The following is a 15,882-nucleotide window of genomic DNA, read 5'->3' on the forward strand; positions in this document are numbered from 1 at the left end:
TCTGCCATGCCTTGCCCTTACATCCATCCCCATGAAAGAACTATTGCGCAGCACCGATCCGACAATCTTGGCCTTTGCATCCGCTCTTCTTGAAGGCGAGGATATAGACTGCTTTCAGATGGACGTAAATATGAGCATCCTCGAAGGCGGTATCGGAATCTTCCCCCGCCGTCTGATGGTCCGTGCGGATGACCTGACCCGCGCCGAACGCGTAATGCGCGACAATGAGGTCCCGCTGGGGCGATGATCTGCTTCGAGGATCATGACCTAAGCCAAAATGCGTTTTTGGGCGGCAGGTTGCACTTGTGGCAGCCTGTGAACGGGTATCGCGCTGGGGTAGACCCTGTTTTGCTTGCCGCGTCGGTTCCGGCCACCAGTGGACAATCAGTGTTGGAGCTTGGATGCGGGGCCGGGGCGGCCATTCTTTGCCTCGCGGCACGCGTGCAAGGGTTGGAATTGTTTGGGGTAGAGTTGCAGCCGCCTTACGCGGATCTGGCACGTCGAAATGCCGCAGATAACGCCATTGCACTGGACGTTGTAACCGCCGATTTGGCCGCACTTCCGCCAGAGCTAAAACAACGCCAGTTTGATCATGTAATCGCAAACCCACCCTATTACCGCGCTGGTGCCCATAGCCCGGCCCTAGATTCAGGGCGCAGTGTTGCCTTGGGTGAACAGACACCATTGGCCAATTGGATCGACGTGGCCACCAAACGCCTAGCGCAGCGTGGGTATCTACACATGATCCAAAGAGCCGATCGCCTGCCGGATATGCTGATGGCTTGCCAGGGCCAGCTTGGCTCGGTCGAAGCGCAGCCCTTGGCGGCGCGGTCAGGGCGTGAAGCCGAACTGGTCATTCTGCGTGCCCGCAAGGGTGGACGCGCTGCATTCCGTCTGCATGCCTCGCTGATTCTACATCAGGGGGATCGCCACGAACGGGATGGCGAAAGCTATACCCCCGAGATTTCAGCGGTGCTGAGGGATGGTGCAGCCATGGGGCCGTTTCATACCGCTCGGCGATGACCAGCCGAATTTGTCGGATTTATTACAGATTCTGTGCGCCTGCAGCGTGACAGGGTGGAAACGATGTGCTCAACTTCTTACGTGACATTTAGACACGTAACTAAGGAGGATCGCCATGAGCGTGAGCGCACATCTGACGGAACTGAAGAAGAAGCACGAATCTCTCGGTCTCGAAGTGGAACAAGCCCAACGCTCGCCAGGCATCGATGATCTCCATATCGCCCAGCTGAAAAAGCAGAAACTCAAGCTAAAAGAAGAGATCGAACGCCTGTCAGCTTAACCAGTTAGGCTGGCGTGCGCCGCAATCACAGCGCCGCCGGTGATCAGTACCGCCGCGATCGCCAATGTCCATGTCGGCATGGCGATCCCGGCAGCAACCAATACAACAGTAGAAAGCAATGGTGCTGCATAAGAGCTGGTTCCCAGCATCTGTATGTCGCCCAGTTTGACCCCAATATCCCAGACATAGAACGCCAACCCCACAGGCCCTAAACCCAACGCCAGGGTCGAGGCCCAGCTAAGGGTCGTATCTGGCCAGATGGTCGTTTCCAGTGCGAAATGCAGCACCCAAGAGGCGATGGCGGTCAGCACGCAGAACACTGCGACTGTGCTTGTGGGCGTTTCGCCCAGTCTGCGGGACAGAACCGAATAGCCCGACCATGTCAGCGCGCAGAGGAACGCCAGCGCGTATCCCGGTAGGTGGTCGATCTGAAAGCCCGCGCTTCCACCGCCGGTGATGATCAGCGCGGCCCCGGCAAAGCCGAGGCAGGCCCCGACCAGATGACCCGGTCTCAGGTGCTCACCCGGTAGCAATCCAGAAAACAGGACGATGAGCAGGGGCCAGAGATAGGCGATCAGCCCGGCCTCTGCCGCCGGAGCCATGCGCAGGGCCGAGAAGTAGAGCGCGTGGTATCCGAACAAGCCGACAGCACCGAATGCATAGATTTTCCAACTGATGCTGCGCAGTTTGGAAAACCCACCGGATCGCCATGTCCAGATCAAACCCAGAGAACCGCCGATGCTGAAGCAGATGGCGTTCAGCAACAAAGGTGGGGTTGGGGCCGAGCCGACCGTGAACAACGCCAGCAAGGCCCATAGCAGAACAGCGATGAATCCGATGGCAGTAGCGCGGTTTCTTGTCATTTGGCTAAAACGTCTTCTACAGGAATGATCGTGAACTCATCCGAGATGTGGGCGGTCTTTTCAATCTCGGCCTGAAACCAATCTCGGAATGCGGCCACCTGTGGCCGGTTTTCCGCACCGGGCAGGCACAGAAACCGGAACCGCCCTTTGGTTTCGATGGCGGTTTTGAACGGGGCGACCAATCGCCCTTCGGTCATATCCTTGATAATCATCGCCCGTCGCCCCAAAGCGACACCAACCCCCGCAACCGCAGCATCAATCGCGTGATCCGCGTTCGAAAAATGCGCGCCATGTGTGGGTATGAAATCCACGCCAACTGCGCGAAACCAGGCGGGCCAATCGGCGGGCGGTTTTAGGAACGCAATTGAGTCATCATGGATCAATGGTGCGTCACGCAGGCTGTCGGGGGTTCTGAACTGCTCGGCCAATTCCGGCGTCATGACCGGGGTCAGCCACTCTTTGCGAACCGGAAGGCAGTACAAACCGTCATCCTGACCGTAGCCAAAGCGGATTGCGACATCCACATCGTCCCGTTCCAAATCCATATTGCGAAGGGTAGCCGAGAATCTCAGATCGATTTCCGGATAGGCGCGCGCAAAATCATAAAGGCGCGGGGCCAGCCATTTCGCCGTCAGGGCTGGCCCGGCCGTGACGGTCAGCGTTGTGTTGTCGTGCAATCTGCGCGTCGCAGCCCATGCAGATTTGAGCGCGGCAAAACCATCTGCTGTACCGGGGGCCAGTGCTTTGCCAGCTTCGGTCAGTTCCACCGCGCGATTCAAGCGCCGAAATAGAGGGTGGCCCAGATGCTCCTCTAGTGACTTGATCTGAAAAGACAGCGCAGCGGGCGTTACGTTCAGCTCATCCGCAGCTTTGGCAAATGACATATGGCGCGCGGCGGCATCAAAGGCGCGCAAAGCGGTCAAAGGGGGCAGTCTGTCGGACATATCGGTTAAGATTTACTTATGTGAACAGTCGAAAACTCTCGTTTGTGTATCTGGAAATCAAGCGGCATCTTGGGTGCAAGTCAAGTTCAGCTTTAGCCAAGAGGATATGCCATGATCGAGATGACGACCAACCCGTCTGTTCAAGATGCGATCCGTCGCGCCCATGAAGAACGCAGCAAAGTCATTCACCAACTTTGGGCCTGGTTAACTGGTTCCCGCTGATCACAGCGCGCGTGATCTTACGGGATAAAGAAGGGCCGGTCCAACAGGACCGGCCCGTTTTTTGTTACTACTGAGTGTGATCAGACGAAGAACTGAGCACCGTTGGCCGAGATGGTCGACCCATTGATGAACTGCGAATCGTCTGAGGCCAGGAATGCGACGCAGCGTGCGATTTCCTCTGGCTCACCCAAGCGGCCTGCCGGGATCTGGCCGATGATGGATTCACGGACTTTCTCTGGCACGGCCATAACCATTTCAGTGGCAATGTAGCCGGGGCAGATCGCGTTTGCGGTGATACCCGCACGCGCGCCTTCCTGCGCCAGCGATTTCACGATGCCCAGATCGCCCGCCTTGGTCGCGGCATAGTTCACCTGCGCAAACTGACCCTTCTGACCGTTGATCGAGCTGATGACGATGATACGACCGAACTTGCGCTCGCGCATACCAGGCCAGACAGGGTGGACCGTGTTGAACACACCGGTCAGGTTGGTGTCGATCACTTGATGCCACTGCTCGGGCGTCATTTTGTGGAACGGCGCGTCGCGGGTGATACCCGCGTTTGCCACAACGATGTCGATTGGGCCAACTTCGGCCTCGACCTTTTCGATGCCGGCTTTGGACTCGTCGTAGTCGGCCACGTTCCATTTGTATGTGGCAATGCCGGTTTCTTCGGTGAATTTTGCTGCGGCTTCATCGTTTCCTGCGTAAGTCGCTGCAACATTACACCCTTCGGCTTTAAGCGCCTTGGAAATCGCTGCGCCGATGCCGCGGGAACCGCCGGTGACGAGTGCTGTACGTGCCATTTAGGACTCCTTCAAATTTAAACGTCTTGGTAATTCTGTTACTCTGAGAGTCAGAGATGCGCAATATCGTTTCGTGATCGTTCTGTCTTTCTGTTCGGAGATATTGTCGCATCAAAGGGATATGATCCGATTGTAACAAAAAAGGGCGCCCGGTGGACGCCCTTTTTTATCTGGTTTTCAGCGCACTTAATCACGCTCCACGCAAAGGGCAACGCCCATGCCGCCACCGATGCACAAGGTTGCTAGACCCTTTTTTGCATCGCGGCGTTTCATTTCGAACAGCAGCGTGTTCAGAACGCGGCAACCCGAGGCGCCGATAGGGTGGCCAATCGCAATCGCACCGCCGTTGACGTTTACGATGGACGGGTCCCAACCCATATCCTTGTTTACAGCGCAGGCCTGCGCGGCAAAGGCTTCGTTGGCTTCGACCAGATCCAGATCGTCAACCGACCAACCTGCTTTTTCCAGCGCCTTGCGCGACGCATAGATCGGGCCAACGCCCATGATCGACGGGTCGAGACCGGCGGTCGCATAGGATGCGATACGGGCCAGAGGCTCAATACCGCGTTTTTCGGCATTCTCAGCCGACATCAGCAACGTGGCCGCGGCGCCGTCATTCAGACCGGAGGCGTTGGCGGCGGTGACCGAGCCGTCCTTGGTGAAGGCCGGGCGCAGTTTGGCCATTGCATCCATGGTCGCGCCGTGGCGGATGTATTCATCCTTGTCCATCACGATGTCGCCCTTGCGGGTCTTGATGGTGAAGGGCACGATTTCATCAGCGAACCTGCCTGCTTTCTGCGCAGCTTCAGCTTTGTTCTGGCTGGCCACGGCAAATTCATCCTGCATGTCTCGGCTGATCTGCCATTTCTCGGCGACGTTCTCGGCGGTCTGACCCATGTGATAGCCGTTGAAGGCATCCCACAGACCGTCGCGGATCATCGTGTCGATATACTTCATGTCGCCCATTTTGTGACCGGCGCGCAGCGCGGCGGCGTGGGGCGACAGGGTCATGTTTTCCTGGCCTCCGGCGGCGACGATGTCTGCATCACCCAGTTGGATATGCTGCGCACCAAGAGCCACAGCGCGCAGGCCCGAGCCGCATACCTGATTGATGCCCCAGGCCGCGCTTTCCTGCGGCAGGCCCGCATTGATATGCGCCTGGCGGGCGGGGTTCTGGCCCTGAGCGGCCGTCAGAACCTGACCCATGATGGTTTCGCTTACTTCGCCCTTGTCCACCCCGGCGCGTTCCACGACCGCTTCCAAAACGGCAGCGCCCAGATCATGTGCAGGTGTGTTCGCGAACGAACCGCTAAAGCTGCCCACGCCTGTGCGTGCGGCGGATGCGATTACTACGTTGGTCATATAGTCAGTCCTTTACCGTCAAGGTCCTTTGGGAAATCTGACGGCGCAGGTGGCAGAGAGGTCTCTGACAAAACAAGAGCGCCCCAAGTTCCCCGCTCCAGCGCTTTATGGCATATCGCAATGCTGCATATGCAGCAACGGGCAGCTTGTCTCAGCCGATTACGCGAGCGAAGCAGCCAGGCCGATTGTTGCTTAAGATCCTGTTTTGGAGTTGTTTTCCTGCTTCCAAGGTGGAGCGACTGAGGGCGCTCCGAACAGAAAACCTTGCAAACAATCGACACCGCTATTGCGCAGAAACTCAGCATCTGCGCGGTTTTCAACCGATTCGGCGGTTACAAGTATCTCGAATTCCTGTGCGACCTGGATCAACGCGCGCACCAGCGCCTGATTGTCGGGCTGTTCACTTATGCCTCGTATGAACTGGCCATCAATCTTTGCGGCGTCGAACAGAAACTCACGAAAATGGCGCAGACCAAAATCGCTGGCGCCAAAGTCGTCTAACGCAAAGGCAATGCCACGTTCCTGCAGGCGATCCATCAGGTCGATCACAAGCTCGGGCACTTGCATGGCGGATTGTTCCGAAATTTCCAGGATCAGCCGCTCACCAACGCTCTCGTCCCGTTTCAGAAATCGATCCAGTACCTTTGCCCAGCGCGAAAACCCGATTGAGCGCGCGGACATGTTGATCGACAAGCGTATGTCGGGGTTTCGCACCAACGTCTGCAACCCAAGTTCCAGCGCGATGCAATCAATCTCGCGCCCCAGAGGCGTGTTTTCCACCTGCGGCATGAACTCTCGCGCCGGGATCACACGCCCGGTTTCGTCCAGCACGCGGATAAAGCCTTCGTAAAAGGCAATGCCACCAGGCGATTGCGCTTGTACAACAGGCTGAAAGGCCAGCTTGCACTGCTTATGCTTTACCGCTTCGGTCGCCATTTTCACCACGGATCGATCCCGCGCCGAGATGGCCGAGTTTAACGGGTTGTCCGATCCTTCGGGTAAATCCGCAAGTTTCTTGTCCCGCATTAGCGCCGGTTCCCTGAACATGTCCGAATAGAATTTCGGTCCCAGTGTCAGGGCAAACAGGTGAATCTGCGGTTAAAATGGGTGAAGTTTCAGCGGGCCGAGTGTTCAGCGCGTACCAAAGTGGCCGCAGCCCCGATCACGGCACCGGTAAAGCCCAACAGCATCATCAGGAAACCCAACGCGATCAAACCGGCTAAAGCACTGGCAAGCGCGGCGATCATGGCGAGCATCAGACCCATCAGACCCACGGATATCGAAAGGGTGGTTAAGCGGGTCATGTGCGGGTCTCCGGTCACTCGTTGTTTTAAACCATGGACCCCATATGGCACTTGCAACCGGCAATTCAAGCTCAGGCCTGCGCGATCACGCACAGTTCAGTGTTGTTTTGCCTTTAGATTGGGCAATCTCTCTCCGAGATGCTGGAAACCGGGCGTTCCGTGGTCTTCTGGATGCCGTGCCAGGTGTTTCTGTTTGATTTGGTCCGAACTGTCCCGGCTGCCATCATGGCTGTATCCGGGCGGTGCAAAACAATAGGCAAGCCGTTGGCGCAAAGTCAGGCCGGGTTGCGTGGCGTCGCGCCAAATACCAACCCATTCATGAAAGGCCACGCGCAACGGGTTGAACGTGCCGATATTGTGAACCAGCCCATAATCGACCCGGTCATCTTCCTGCTCGGGCACAAAGGTGCCGAACATCTTGTCCCAGATGATGAAGACGCCGGCATAGTTGCAATCCAGGTAGCGGGCATTGCGGCCATGATGCGCGCGGTGGTGGCTGGGTGTGTTCATCACCGCCTCGAACCAGCGGGGCATTTTGCCGATGGCCTCCGTATGAATCCAGAATTGGTAGATCAGGTTCAAGCCACCCACGAACAGCACCATGGCCGGGTGAAAACCTAGCAGGATCAGCGGTGCGCGGACCACCATCATGAAGGTGAACGTATAGGTCCATGTCTGCCGCAAAGCGGTGGTCAGGTTGTAGTGTTGAGAACTGTGATGGTTCACATGGCTGGCCCAGACCCAGCGGATTCGATGACCGAACCGATGCACCCAGTAGTACCGCAGGTCATCCAGCACAAAGCACAGGATGATCACCGGGATCGAGGTGCCCAGATCAAGCGGCGTGATCTGCCACAGCCACATGAAGAATGCATAGGCGATGAACCCCAGAAGAAATCCCGAGGCGATGTTCCCGGCCCCCATGATCAATGAGGTTACCGCATCGCGTGTCTCATACCGGCCACCCCGGCCTTTGACAGCGATCCACAAGAACTCGGCCAGAATGGCAGCGATGAAAAAGGGCACGGCCCATTGGACGGCGTCGGGAAAGGTGATCTGATCTGTCATGCGGGCTCCATCAGGTTACGCCAATGGCTGCGTTCGAATTCGTCCAGATGGACAAGGCATCTGGGTGTGGCAAAGTCGTGAAACTGGATTTCGAACCCGTCGGGATGGTCCAACAGGTCATAATCCTGCAGGTGTCGGGCGACGGTATCCGCGCCAAAAGACCAAATCAGACCGGTGCCGGATACGGTCCGGATCAGGGCTGTATGGCCATCATGGGCAATTGTGAGATCAATGACGTCATCGTCCGGGAAATGGCGTAGCCATTCCTGACGCGTGTTTTCCTGTGTCAGATCGCGCAACTGCGATCGGCCTGTCAGGTGCAGCAAAAGCGTGACACCGGCGATTCCTCCGACCACCAGCACCAGAAGAATATCCAGCGGCATTTGGCCCTCCCGCGGCCAGAGTGCAGCCGACCCTTGCGGCTGTCAAAGGTGGCGTGGCGTAAGGCGGAACGGCGAAGGGGCGCAGCCGTGGTGGTTGCGCCCCTTCAAAACTTGATCCACTCAAACTGATATTAGTTGCTGATCGTGTAGGTCCCGCCAGAGTCACCCTTACCTTTGTTGCGAGTGAACGTCACCTGATTGCCATCCAGCGAAACGGTCTGGCAATCCTGCGGCAGTGTATCGCTTCCAACAACCAGATTGCGGCACCAGAACCGTTTGTTCCAAACCCAGGCCCCGGCAACGTTTCGACCGTCCTTCAGTTTACCAGACAGTATTCCGTCGGCCGAGATGACCAGGGTCGCCCCGTTTCCGGTCAGCGTTTTGCCTGCAACCGCATCCAGGAATTGTTTTTCCTTTTTGATGTCCTTGGCGTCAGCAGCCATCGCCGCACCAAGCAGAATGCAGGTCGCGGCGGCAAGTGTCGTGATACTCTTCATAAAATACTCTCCTGACTAAACGGCGGGAGAGTATTATGATTCTAACGGTTTAGAGCAGAATTTCTTAGCTTTCAGCGTTGACGAGAGCCGAGATAATCGCCTTCGCGCTATCCGAGTTCCATTCGGCATCGCCAATCAGACGCGCGATCTCATTGCCGTCCGGATCAAGGATCACGGTGATTGGCAGACCGATAACGCCCATCTCACGCGCAACTGCCTGTTTGGGGTCCTGATGGCGGGGTAGATTGTCGATCCCGTTCTCGTCAAAGAACTTCTTGATCCCGGCGGGCGAATTGCGCCCGGTGGCCAGTGTCAGCACCTCGAACCTGTCACCGCCGAACTCCTCCTGCAGCTCAGCGATCTGGGGCATTTCTTTGCGGCAAGGCGCACACCAGGTGGCCCAGAAGTTCAGTAGGATGTATTTGCCCTTATAGTCCTCCAGAGTGGCCGTGCTGCCATCATCTTCCAATTCGAACTCAACCGCTTCGACCGGTTTTGGCTCTTTGTGCAGGATCAGTCGCTTCAGGCTATCCTCACGCAGCGGGCCCAATGTCTCGGCATCGGTGGCCAAAGCGGCGTTTGCACCCAGCGCAAGGGCCATATAAAGGGGGATCAGACGAAACAGGCGCATATCAACTCCGGGTTTTCTTTCATGACCGATCAATCCTCGAACCAGATGTGGGGCGGCCGCTTTGCCGCCGGTCCAGACGCGATCATGGAGGCAATCAATGCCTCGATCGGGTTCGATCAGCGGATGGCAGCCCAGGACATCGCAGGCTCGCGGGCCCATGCCGCCATGTTGGCTGCCACAGGCGTTATAACTGATAGTGATGCGCAGGCTATTCGGGAAGGGCTGCTCACCGTTTTGTCAGAAATCCAATCCGGTTCGTTTCAGTTCTCGACCGCGCTGGAAGACATTCATATGAATGTCGAGGCACGGCTAAAAGAGGTGATCGGTGAACCCGCAGGCCGTCTGCACACAGGCCGGTCGCGCAACGATCAGGTTGCGACCGATTTCAAGCTGTGGGTCCGTTATCAGTTCGATGCGGCGGAAACCGGATTGCTGGCCCTGATCCGCGCGCTTTTGGCGCAGGCTGAGGCCGGAGCCGATTGGGTCATGCCGGGCTTTACCCATCTGCAAACGGCGCAGCCGGTGACGTGGGGCCATCACATGATGGCTTATGTCGAGATGTTTGGCCGCGATCTCAGCCGAGTGCGCGATGCGCGCACCCGGATGAACGAATCCCCACTTGGTGCCGCCGCGCTGGCCGGGACATCATTCCCTATCGACCGTCACATGACTGCCGAGGCGCTGGGCTTTGACCGCCCCGCCGCGAACTCACTGGATGCGGTCAGCGACCGCGACTTCGCGCTGGAGTTCCTGTCCACCGCCTCGATCTGCGCCGTCCACCTTTCGCGTTTTGCCGAGGAGCTGGTGATCTGGTCCTCGGCCCAGTTCCGCTTTGTCACCCTGTCCGACCGGTTCTCAACCGGCTCGTCAATCATGCCGCAAAAGAAAAACCCCGATGCCGCCGAGCTGATCCGCGCCAAGGTGGGCCGCATCTATGGGGCCAATACCGCGCTGATGATGGTGATGAAAGGCCTGCCGCTGGCCTATTCCAAGGACATGCAGGAAGATAAAGAGCAGGTTTTTGACGCCGCCGACAACTGGATGCTGGCGCTGGCCGCGATGGAGGGCATGGTCAAGGATATGACCGCCAACCGCGAAACCCTTGCCGCAGCGGCAGGGTCGGGGTTCTCAACTGCAACCGATCTGGCTGACTGGTTGGTCCGTGTGCTGGGCCTGCCGTTCCGCGATGCGCACCACGTGACCGGATCGCTGGTCGCGATGGCCGAAACCAAGGGTTGCGACCTGCCCGACCTAACGCTTGAGGATATGAAATCGGTGCACGCTGATATCACCGATGACGTCTATTCTGTCCTCACCGTTGAAAACTCGGTAAACTCGCGTCAATCTTATGGGGGGACTGCGCCTGATCAGGTGCGGGCTCAGATCAAACGATGGAAGGCGCTGGTGTGATGCGTATGTTTCGGGTCATTCTGCTGATCTTGACTGGGTTTGCCTTGGCAGCCTGCGGTGCCGATGGCGAACCCGTTCAGCCGACGGCCAGCCTGGGCGTTGGCGTTGGGTCCAGCGGGACACATGTTGGCGGAGGCGTTGGCCTGCGCAAGGGCGGCTTTGGCCTTTATCTGGGTGTCTGATCTGAAATCCAACACCGGCAGTACAGACTCTAAGGAGAACGGCATATGCGAACCATCGGCCTAATTTTTGTGCTTGCCGTTTTGGTGGCTTGCGAACCGACATCTGCGTCGCGCCCTGATCCTAAGCCAGAGCCAAAACAGTCCGGCATTTCCGTATCCGGCTATGCACGTGCTGGCGTCTCGACCGAGTTCTAAAGGGCCGTACCGGGCTATGACGGCCCGAAACCATTGAACCGGGGGGCCGTTTTGGTCTAAGCGCGCAGATATGGATCACTTTCTCTACCGCGACGGCGCGCTTTTCGCCGAGGATGTCCCGATCTCCGAAATCGCAGCTGCGGTCGGAACCCCGTTCTATGTCTATTCGACAGCCACCTTGCTGCGTCATTTCATGCTGTTCGATGATGCGCTTGAGGGAACTGATCACCTTGTTTGCTACGCGATGAAAGCGGCCAGCAATCAGGCCATCCTGAAGACATTGGCACAGGCAGGCGCCGGGATGGATGTTGTTTCGGGCGGGGAATACCTGCGGGCCAAGGCCGCAGGCGTTCCGGGCGATAAGATCGTGTTCTCGGGTGTCGGCAAAACGGCAGATGAGATCCGGACTGCCCTGACCGGCGGTATCCGTCAGTTCAACGTGGAATCCGAACCCGAGATGCAGGTGATCAGCGCGGTCGCGGCAGCGCTGGGGATGGTTGCGCCGATCACAATCCGAGTAAACCCGGATGTGGATGCGAAGACTCATGCCAAGATTGCGACAGGTAAATCCGAAAACAAATTTGGCATTCCGATCTCGCGCGCATCCGAGGTTTATGCGCTGGCCGCCAGCTTGTCGGGGCTCGAAGTGATTGGGATTGACGTTCATATCGGGTCACAATTGACCGAGTTGGAGCCGTTTGAGCTTGCCTATACCAAGGTCGCTGAACTGACCGAGCAGTTGCGGGCCGAAGGGCACAATATCCGCCGTCTCGATTTGGGGGGCGGTTTGGGCATTCCCTATGCGCGCTCTAATGATGCGCCGCCGCTGCCTGTCGAATATGGCGCGCTGATCAAGAAGACGCTGGGCCATCTGGATTGTGAAATTGAGATCGAACCCGGACGTCTGATCGCGGGCAATGCCGGATTGATGGTGAGCAAGGTGATCTATGTGAAATCCGGCGAGGGTCGGGATTTTCTGATCCTTGATGGCGCAATGAATGATCTGATCCGCCCGGCGATGTACGAGGCGTATCACGACATTATAGCCGTTCAGGAACCTGTCCCTGGCGTTGAACAACAACCCTATGACATCGTCGGCCCAGTCTGCGAAAGCGGCGATACATTTGCCAAACAGCGCAACATGCCGCCGCTTGATGCGGGCGATCTGGTGGCGTTCCGCAGTGCCGGTGCTTATGGCGCGGTGATGTCGAGCGAATACAACACGCGACCCCTCATCCCCGAGGTTCTGGTGCATGGGGATCAATTTGCAGTTATTCGTGAACGCCCAAGCTTTGACGAAATCATAAACCGCGATACCATACCTATGTGGCTTTGACGCAATCAGCGTAAGGGCCCGATCAGGAGGCCCGCATTGCGCGATAAAATGAAGCTGCCGATACCAAGACGATCGCTCTGGCTGACCCATGCTGGGATGCTGGCCGAGCAGGTTTTGCGTGCATTCTGGCCGTTTTTCTCGATTTTGATGGCCGTTCTGGCTGCTTTGATGCTCGGCATTCAGGATCAGGTTCGCGTTGAATTTGTCTGGGCCGCAGGTGCAGTCAGCCTGATCGCGCTGAGCGTGGCTGCGGCTGTTGGGCTTCGGCGATTCCATCGGCCGACGCGCGCCGAGGCGCTTGTGCGCTTGGATGAGGCTTTGCCCGGACGCCCTATTCAGGCGTTGATCGATGACCAGGCCATCGGGGCGACGGATGCGGATTCGGTTGCTTTATGGCAGGCGCACAAGGAGCGGATGGCACAGCGCGTTTCTCAGGCCGAGGCAGTGAAACCTGATCTGCGCCTTGCTTCGCGCGATCCATATGCCCTGCGCTATGCCGCTCTATTGGCATTGGTTGTCGCCATGCTGTTCGGATCACTTTGGCGCATTGGCTCCGTCGCCGAGATGACGCCGGGAACAGCTATCGCCGGCCAGGGACCGACTTGGGAAGGCTGGGTCGAGCCACCGCGCTATACCGGCCTGCCAACGCTTTATCTTGCCGATCAGTCGGGCCCCACCCTATCCGTGCCTGCGGGCAGTAGCGTTACTTTGAGGTTTTATGGCGAGGTCGGTGCGCACAGCCTGACCGAAACAAGTTCGGTCACTGGAACCGAAGCTGCCACTGAACCAGAACAGGATTTTGTTGTCACTCAATCGGGGCAATTGCGGATCGAAGGACCCGCAGGCCGGGATTGGGTTGTTGACGTGATTGGCGATGCCCCTCCGACCATTGACGTGGCAGGTCGGGCCGAGGCCGAAGCAGGCGGGCAGATGAAACTGCCGTTTCAATCCAGCGATGACTATGGCGTTGTCTCTGGCTCTGCCCTGATCGAACTTGATCTGGATGCCGTAGATCGCCGGTATGGTTTGACCACAGAACCTGAGCCGCGCGAGGTGATCGAGATTGAATTGCCCATGCCCATCACCGGCGACCGGGCCGATTTCACCGAAGACCTGATCGAAGATTTCTCGGAACATCCTTGGGCGCATCTGCCGGTGCGGATCACGTTGATGGCGCGCGATGCGGCGGATCAGCAATCGCAATCCGAACCCTATCTGACCGCCTTGCCTGCGCGCCGGTTCTTTGACCCGCTGGCGGCGGCTGTGATCGAACAACGCCGCGATCTGCTATGGTCGCGCGAAAATGGGGTGCGAGTCGCTCAGGTGTTACGGGCCGTTTCGCATCAGCCCGAGGGTTTGTTCCGCTCGGATACGGCCTACCTACGACTGCGCGTTCTCTTGCGTCGTTTGGAAGCTTTCAATCAATACGGGCTGAAGCAGCCTCAGCAGGATGAAATCGCGCAAGCCCTTTGGGATCTGGCGGTTCTTATCGAAGACGGTACCTTGGCCAACGCACTTGAGCGAATGCGCCGCGCGCAGGAACGCCTAAGCGAGGCTATGAAAAACGGCGCGAGCGATGAGGAGATTGCAGAGTTGATGCAGGAGCTGCGCGAGGCGACGCAAGACTATCTGCAGCAGTTGCAGCGTCTGGCGCAACAGAATGGCGAAGATGGCGAACGTCAGTCCGGGCAAAATGGCGAGTCGCTGCAGATGTCGCAGGATGATCTGCAGGCCATGATGGACCGTATTCAGGAACTGATGGAACAGGGTCGCATGGCCGAAGCTCAGCAGGCGCTGGAAGAGTTCCAGCAGATGATGGAGAACATGCGCGTCACCCAAGGTCAGGGTCAGGGCGGCCAGTCTGAGGGGCAACAGGCCATGGAAGGTCTGGCCGAGACACTGCGCGAACAACAAGGGCTGAGCGATCAGGCCTTCCGCGATTTGCAGGAACAATTCAATCCGGGCGGTCAGGCCGGTGAGAGCCAGGGCAACGAAGGCCGCAATGGTGGTCAGGGTCGGGGTCAAAGCCACGAAGGGCAGGGTGGTCAGGGTCAGGATTCCGATCAGGCAGGAGAAGGTCAGTCCGGTCAGGGAAGTCTGGCGGATCGCCAACAGGCGCTGCGCGATGAATTGCGGAGTCAGGAACAGGGCCTGCCAGGTGCGGGCACGCAGGAAGGTGAAGCCGCCCGTGATGCGCTGGACCGTGCGGGTCGGGCCATGGATGAGGCCGAACAGGCCCTGCGCGGCGACGATCTGGCCGAGGCGATAGATCGCCAATCCGAGGCGATGGAAGCCCTGCGCGAAGGCATGCGCTCATTAGGTGAGGCGCTGGCCGAGAACCAGCAAAACCAGCCTGGCCAAGGCGCCGAGGAAGGCGAGGCCCAGGCGAATAACCGTGACCCACTGGGCCGAAACCCCGGGGCTGCAGGGTCGATCTCGACGGATGACAATCTGTTGCAAGGCGAAGATGTCTACCGCCGTGCGCGTGAGCTGCTGGACGAAATCCGTCGCCGGACCGGCGAAACGGACCGGCCCACGATTGAACTGGAATACCTGAAACGGCTGCTGGAACGGTTCTGAGGCCGTTAGTTCTGTGGCGCGCCTGATCCGGCCTGTGCCTCAAGCCAGATACGCGCCTGATCGACCAGAGATACGTAAGGTTTCAGCACTGGATCGGCCTGTGGGACGACTTCGCTGATTTGCTGCGCATTGCCGTAAATCAGATACAGGATCACCGCGATGATGAGAACAAATGCAAACCCGCGCACAAAGCCACCGGATTTGCGTGCTGGTTGCACGGCATCCGGGTCTTCGGCCAACATGCTGGAGTTGATCGTCTCGACATCCGGCAACGCTTCTTTCTGACCGGCATCTTGGGATGTTTCTGATGCGGTTGGCGTTTTGGGTTCGACCTTCGGAATTGGTGCGACATCCAATGCGAGATCAGGCTGCGTTTCAAGGCTGCTGCCTTCCTGCGCCCTAAGTTCGGATTCGCGCGCGGCCTCTTCCTGAAGAATATTGGCAACAGAGGGGTCGATATTTCCAGAAGTCTTGGTTTCAGCCGTGGCCACTTCCGGTTCCTGGTCGGAAAAGGCTTCCTCGACCGGCAACCTGTCAGTGCCTGAGTCGTCTTCTTCCTCAGGTGTCGACGTCTCGAGCTCAGACAGCTTGGCCTTGAGTTCGGTGGTTTCCACCCCAGCTGTTTCAGGTGTTTCATCGGTGGGGTATTTCGCCTGAAACCATGTCTTATCACAGGCGGAACATTGCACATCGCGGCCTTCTTCGGGGATGACCTCGTCTGGTACCTCATATTGGGCACTGCAATTCGGACATGTAAGACGCATGCTGCCTCCCCGGCCGACAATTCGGCGGATAATAG

19 protein-coding genes are annotated in these 15,882 nt (G+C 58.0%); 8 read left to right on the forward strand and 11 right to left on the reverse strand.

What is annotated here, in order from left to right; genetic code table 11:
- Nucleotides 1–31: 31 nt before the first annotated feature.
- From AC2FGE_RS09555 to AC2FGE_RS09565, 3 genes are all read left to right on the forward strand, one after another.
- Nucleotides 32–247 carry a putative signal transducing protein gene (locus AC2FGE_RS09555; protein WP_496818985.1) on the forward strand — a complete coding sequence of 72 codons (216 nt, stop codon included), beginning with the start codon at nt 32–34 and terminating at the stop codon, nt 245–247.
- The gene (locus AC2FGE_RS09560; protein WP_496818986.1) at nt 244–1,023 is read left to right on the forward strand and encodes a tRNA1(Val) (adenine(37)-N6)-methyltransferase; all 780 of its coding nucleotides are present in this window, start codon (nt 244–246) and stop codon (nt 1,021–1,023) included. The genes AC2FGE_RS09555 and AC2FGE_RS09560 overlap by 4 nt, the downstream gene beginning before the upstream one ends.
- A gap of 115 nt (nt 1,024–1,138) precedes the next feature.
- Entirely contained in the window at nt 1,139–1,303 is a 165-nt protein-coding gene (locus AC2FGE_RS09565) for a YdcH family protein (RefSeq protein ID WP_083445267.1), read from the forward strand.
- Here the strand turns inward: AC2FGE_RS09565 and yddG are convergent.
- The 10 genes from yddG to AC2FGE_RS09615 form a co-directional block, all read right to left on the reverse strand.
- Nucleotides 1,300–2,166: an aromatic amino acid exporter YddG gene (gene yddG / locus AC2FGE_RS09570; RefSeq protein ID WP_496818987.1), complete on the reverse strand. Its 867-nt coding sequence runs from the start codon at nt 2,164–2,166 to the stop codon at nt 1,300–1,302. The genes AC2FGE_RS09565 and yddG overlap by 4 nt on opposite strands.
- Nucleotides 2,163–3,110 carry a transcriptional regulator GcvA gene (locus AC2FGE_RS09575; protein ID WP_496818989.1) on the reverse strand — a complete coding sequence of 316 codons (948 nt, stop codon included), beginning with the start codon at nt 3,108–3,110 and terminating at the stop codon, nt 2,163–2,165. The genes yddG and AC2FGE_RS09575 overlap by 4 nt, the downstream gene beginning before the upstream one ends.
- A gap of 302 nt (nt 3,111–3,412) precedes the next feature.
- Complete coding sequence (phbB, locus tag AC2FGE_RS09580; protein WP_353012069.1) at nt 3,413–4,135, reverse strand: acetoacetyl-CoA reductase; 723 nt, start codon at nt 4,133–4,135, stop codon at nt 3,413–3,415.
- Between the two features lie 186 nt (nt 4,136–4,321).
- Nucleotides 4,322–5,497 (reverse strand): acetyl-CoA C-acetyltransferase, encoded by a 1,176-nt coding sequence (locus AC2FGE_RS09585; RefSeq protein WP_496818992.1) that lies wholly within the window; start codon nt 5,495–5,497, stop codon nt 4,322–4,324.
- A gap of 192 nt (nt 5,498–5,689) precedes the next feature.
- The gene (locus tag AC2FGE_RS09590) at nt 5,690–6,523 is read right to left on the reverse strand and encodes an EAL domain-containing protein (RefSeq protein ID WP_496819257.1); all 834 of its coding nucleotides are present in this window, start codon (nt 6,521–6,523) and stop codon (nt 5,690–5,692) included.
- An 89-nt stretch (nt 6,524–6,612) separates the two neighbouring features.
- On the reverse strand, nt 6,613–6,801 hold the full coding sequence (locus AC2FGE_RS09595) for a hypothetical protein (protein WP_496818993.1): 189 nt from the start codon (nt 6,799–6,801) through the stop codon (nt 6,613–6,615).
- Nucleotides 6,802–6,897: 96 nt separating this feature from the next.
- Nucleotides 6,898–7,869 carry a sterol desaturase family protein gene (locus AC2FGE_RS09600; RefSeq protein WP_496818994.1) on the reverse strand — a complete coding sequence of 324 codons (972 nt, stop codon included), beginning with the start codon at nt 7,867–7,869 and terminating at the stop codon, nt 6,898–6,900.
- A complete protein-coding gene (locus AC2FGE_RS09605; RefSeq protein WP_496818995.1) occupies nt 7,866–8,252 on the reverse strand; it encodes a hypothetical protein in 387 nt (128 codons plus the stop codon). Before AC2FGE_RS09605 ends, AC2FGE_RS09600 begins: the two co-directional genes overlap by 4 nt.
- Nucleotides 8,253–8,383: 131 nt before the next feature.
- Nucleotides 8,384–8,749 carry a hypothetical protein gene (locus AC2FGE_RS09610; RefSeq protein ID WP_496818996.1) on the reverse strand — a complete coding sequence of 122 codons (366 nt, stop codon included), beginning with the start codon at nt 8,747–8,749 and terminating at the stop codon, nt 8,384–8,386.
- Between the two features lie 64 nt (nt 8,750–8,813).
- Nucleotides 8,814–9,380, reverse strand: a complete 567-nt coding sequence (locus AC2FGE_RS09615) for a TlpA disulfide reductase family protein (RefSeq protein ID WP_496818997.1) — start codon at nt 9,378–9,380, stop codon at nt 8,814–8,816.
- A gap of 21 nt (nt 9,381–9,401) precedes the next feature.
- Here AC2FGE_RS09615 and argH point away from each other — a divergent pair, with 21 nt between their 5' ends.
- From argH to AC2FGE_RS09640, 5 genes are all read left to right on the forward strand, one after another.
- Nucleotides 9,402–10,790, forward strand: coding sequence for an argininosuccinate lyase (gene argH, locus AC2FGE_RS09620; RefSeq protein ID WP_496818998.1), 1,389 nt, complete (start codon nt 9,402–9,404; stop codon nt 10,788–10,790).
- On the forward strand, nt 10,790–10,972 hold the full coding sequence (locus AC2FGE_RS09625) for an argininosuccinate lyase (protein WP_298935422.1): 183 nt from the start codon (nt 10,790–10,792) through the stop codon (nt 10,970–10,972). Before argH ends, AC2FGE_RS09625 begins: the two co-directional genes overlap by 1 nt.
- A gap of 45 nt (nt 10,973–11,017) precedes the next feature.
- Nucleotides 11,018–11,167: a hypothetical protein gene (locus AC2FGE_RS09630; RefSeq protein ID WP_496818999.1), complete on the forward strand. Its 150-nt coding sequence runs from the start codon at nt 11,018–11,020 to the stop codon at nt 11,165–11,167.
- Between the two features lie 70 nt (nt 11,168–11,237).
- Nucleotides 11,238–12,503, forward strand: a complete 1,266-nt coding sequence (gene lysA, locus AC2FGE_RS09635) for a diaminopimelate decarboxylase (RefSeq protein ID WP_496819000.1) — start codon at nt 11,238–11,240, stop codon at nt 12,501–12,503.
- Between the two features lie 48 nt (nt 12,504–12,551).
- Nucleotides 12,552–15,083, forward strand: coding sequence for a TIGR02302 family protein (locus AC2FGE_RS09640; protein ID WP_496819258.1), 2,532 nt, complete (start codon nt 12,552–12,554; stop codon nt 15,081–15,083).
- Between the two features lie 5 nt (nt 15,084–15,088).
- Here the strand turns inward: AC2FGE_RS09640 and AC2FGE_RS09645 are convergent, their stop codons facing one another.
- Nucleotides 15,089–15,847, reverse strand: coding sequence for a zinc-ribbon domain-containing protein (locus AC2FGE_RS09645; RefSeq protein ID WP_496819001.1), 759 nt, complete (start codon nt 15,845–15,847; stop codon nt 15,089–15,091).
- Nucleotides 15,848–15,882: the final 35 nt, after the last annotated feature.

The organism is Ruegeria sp. YTSA075 (assembly GCF_059610245.1).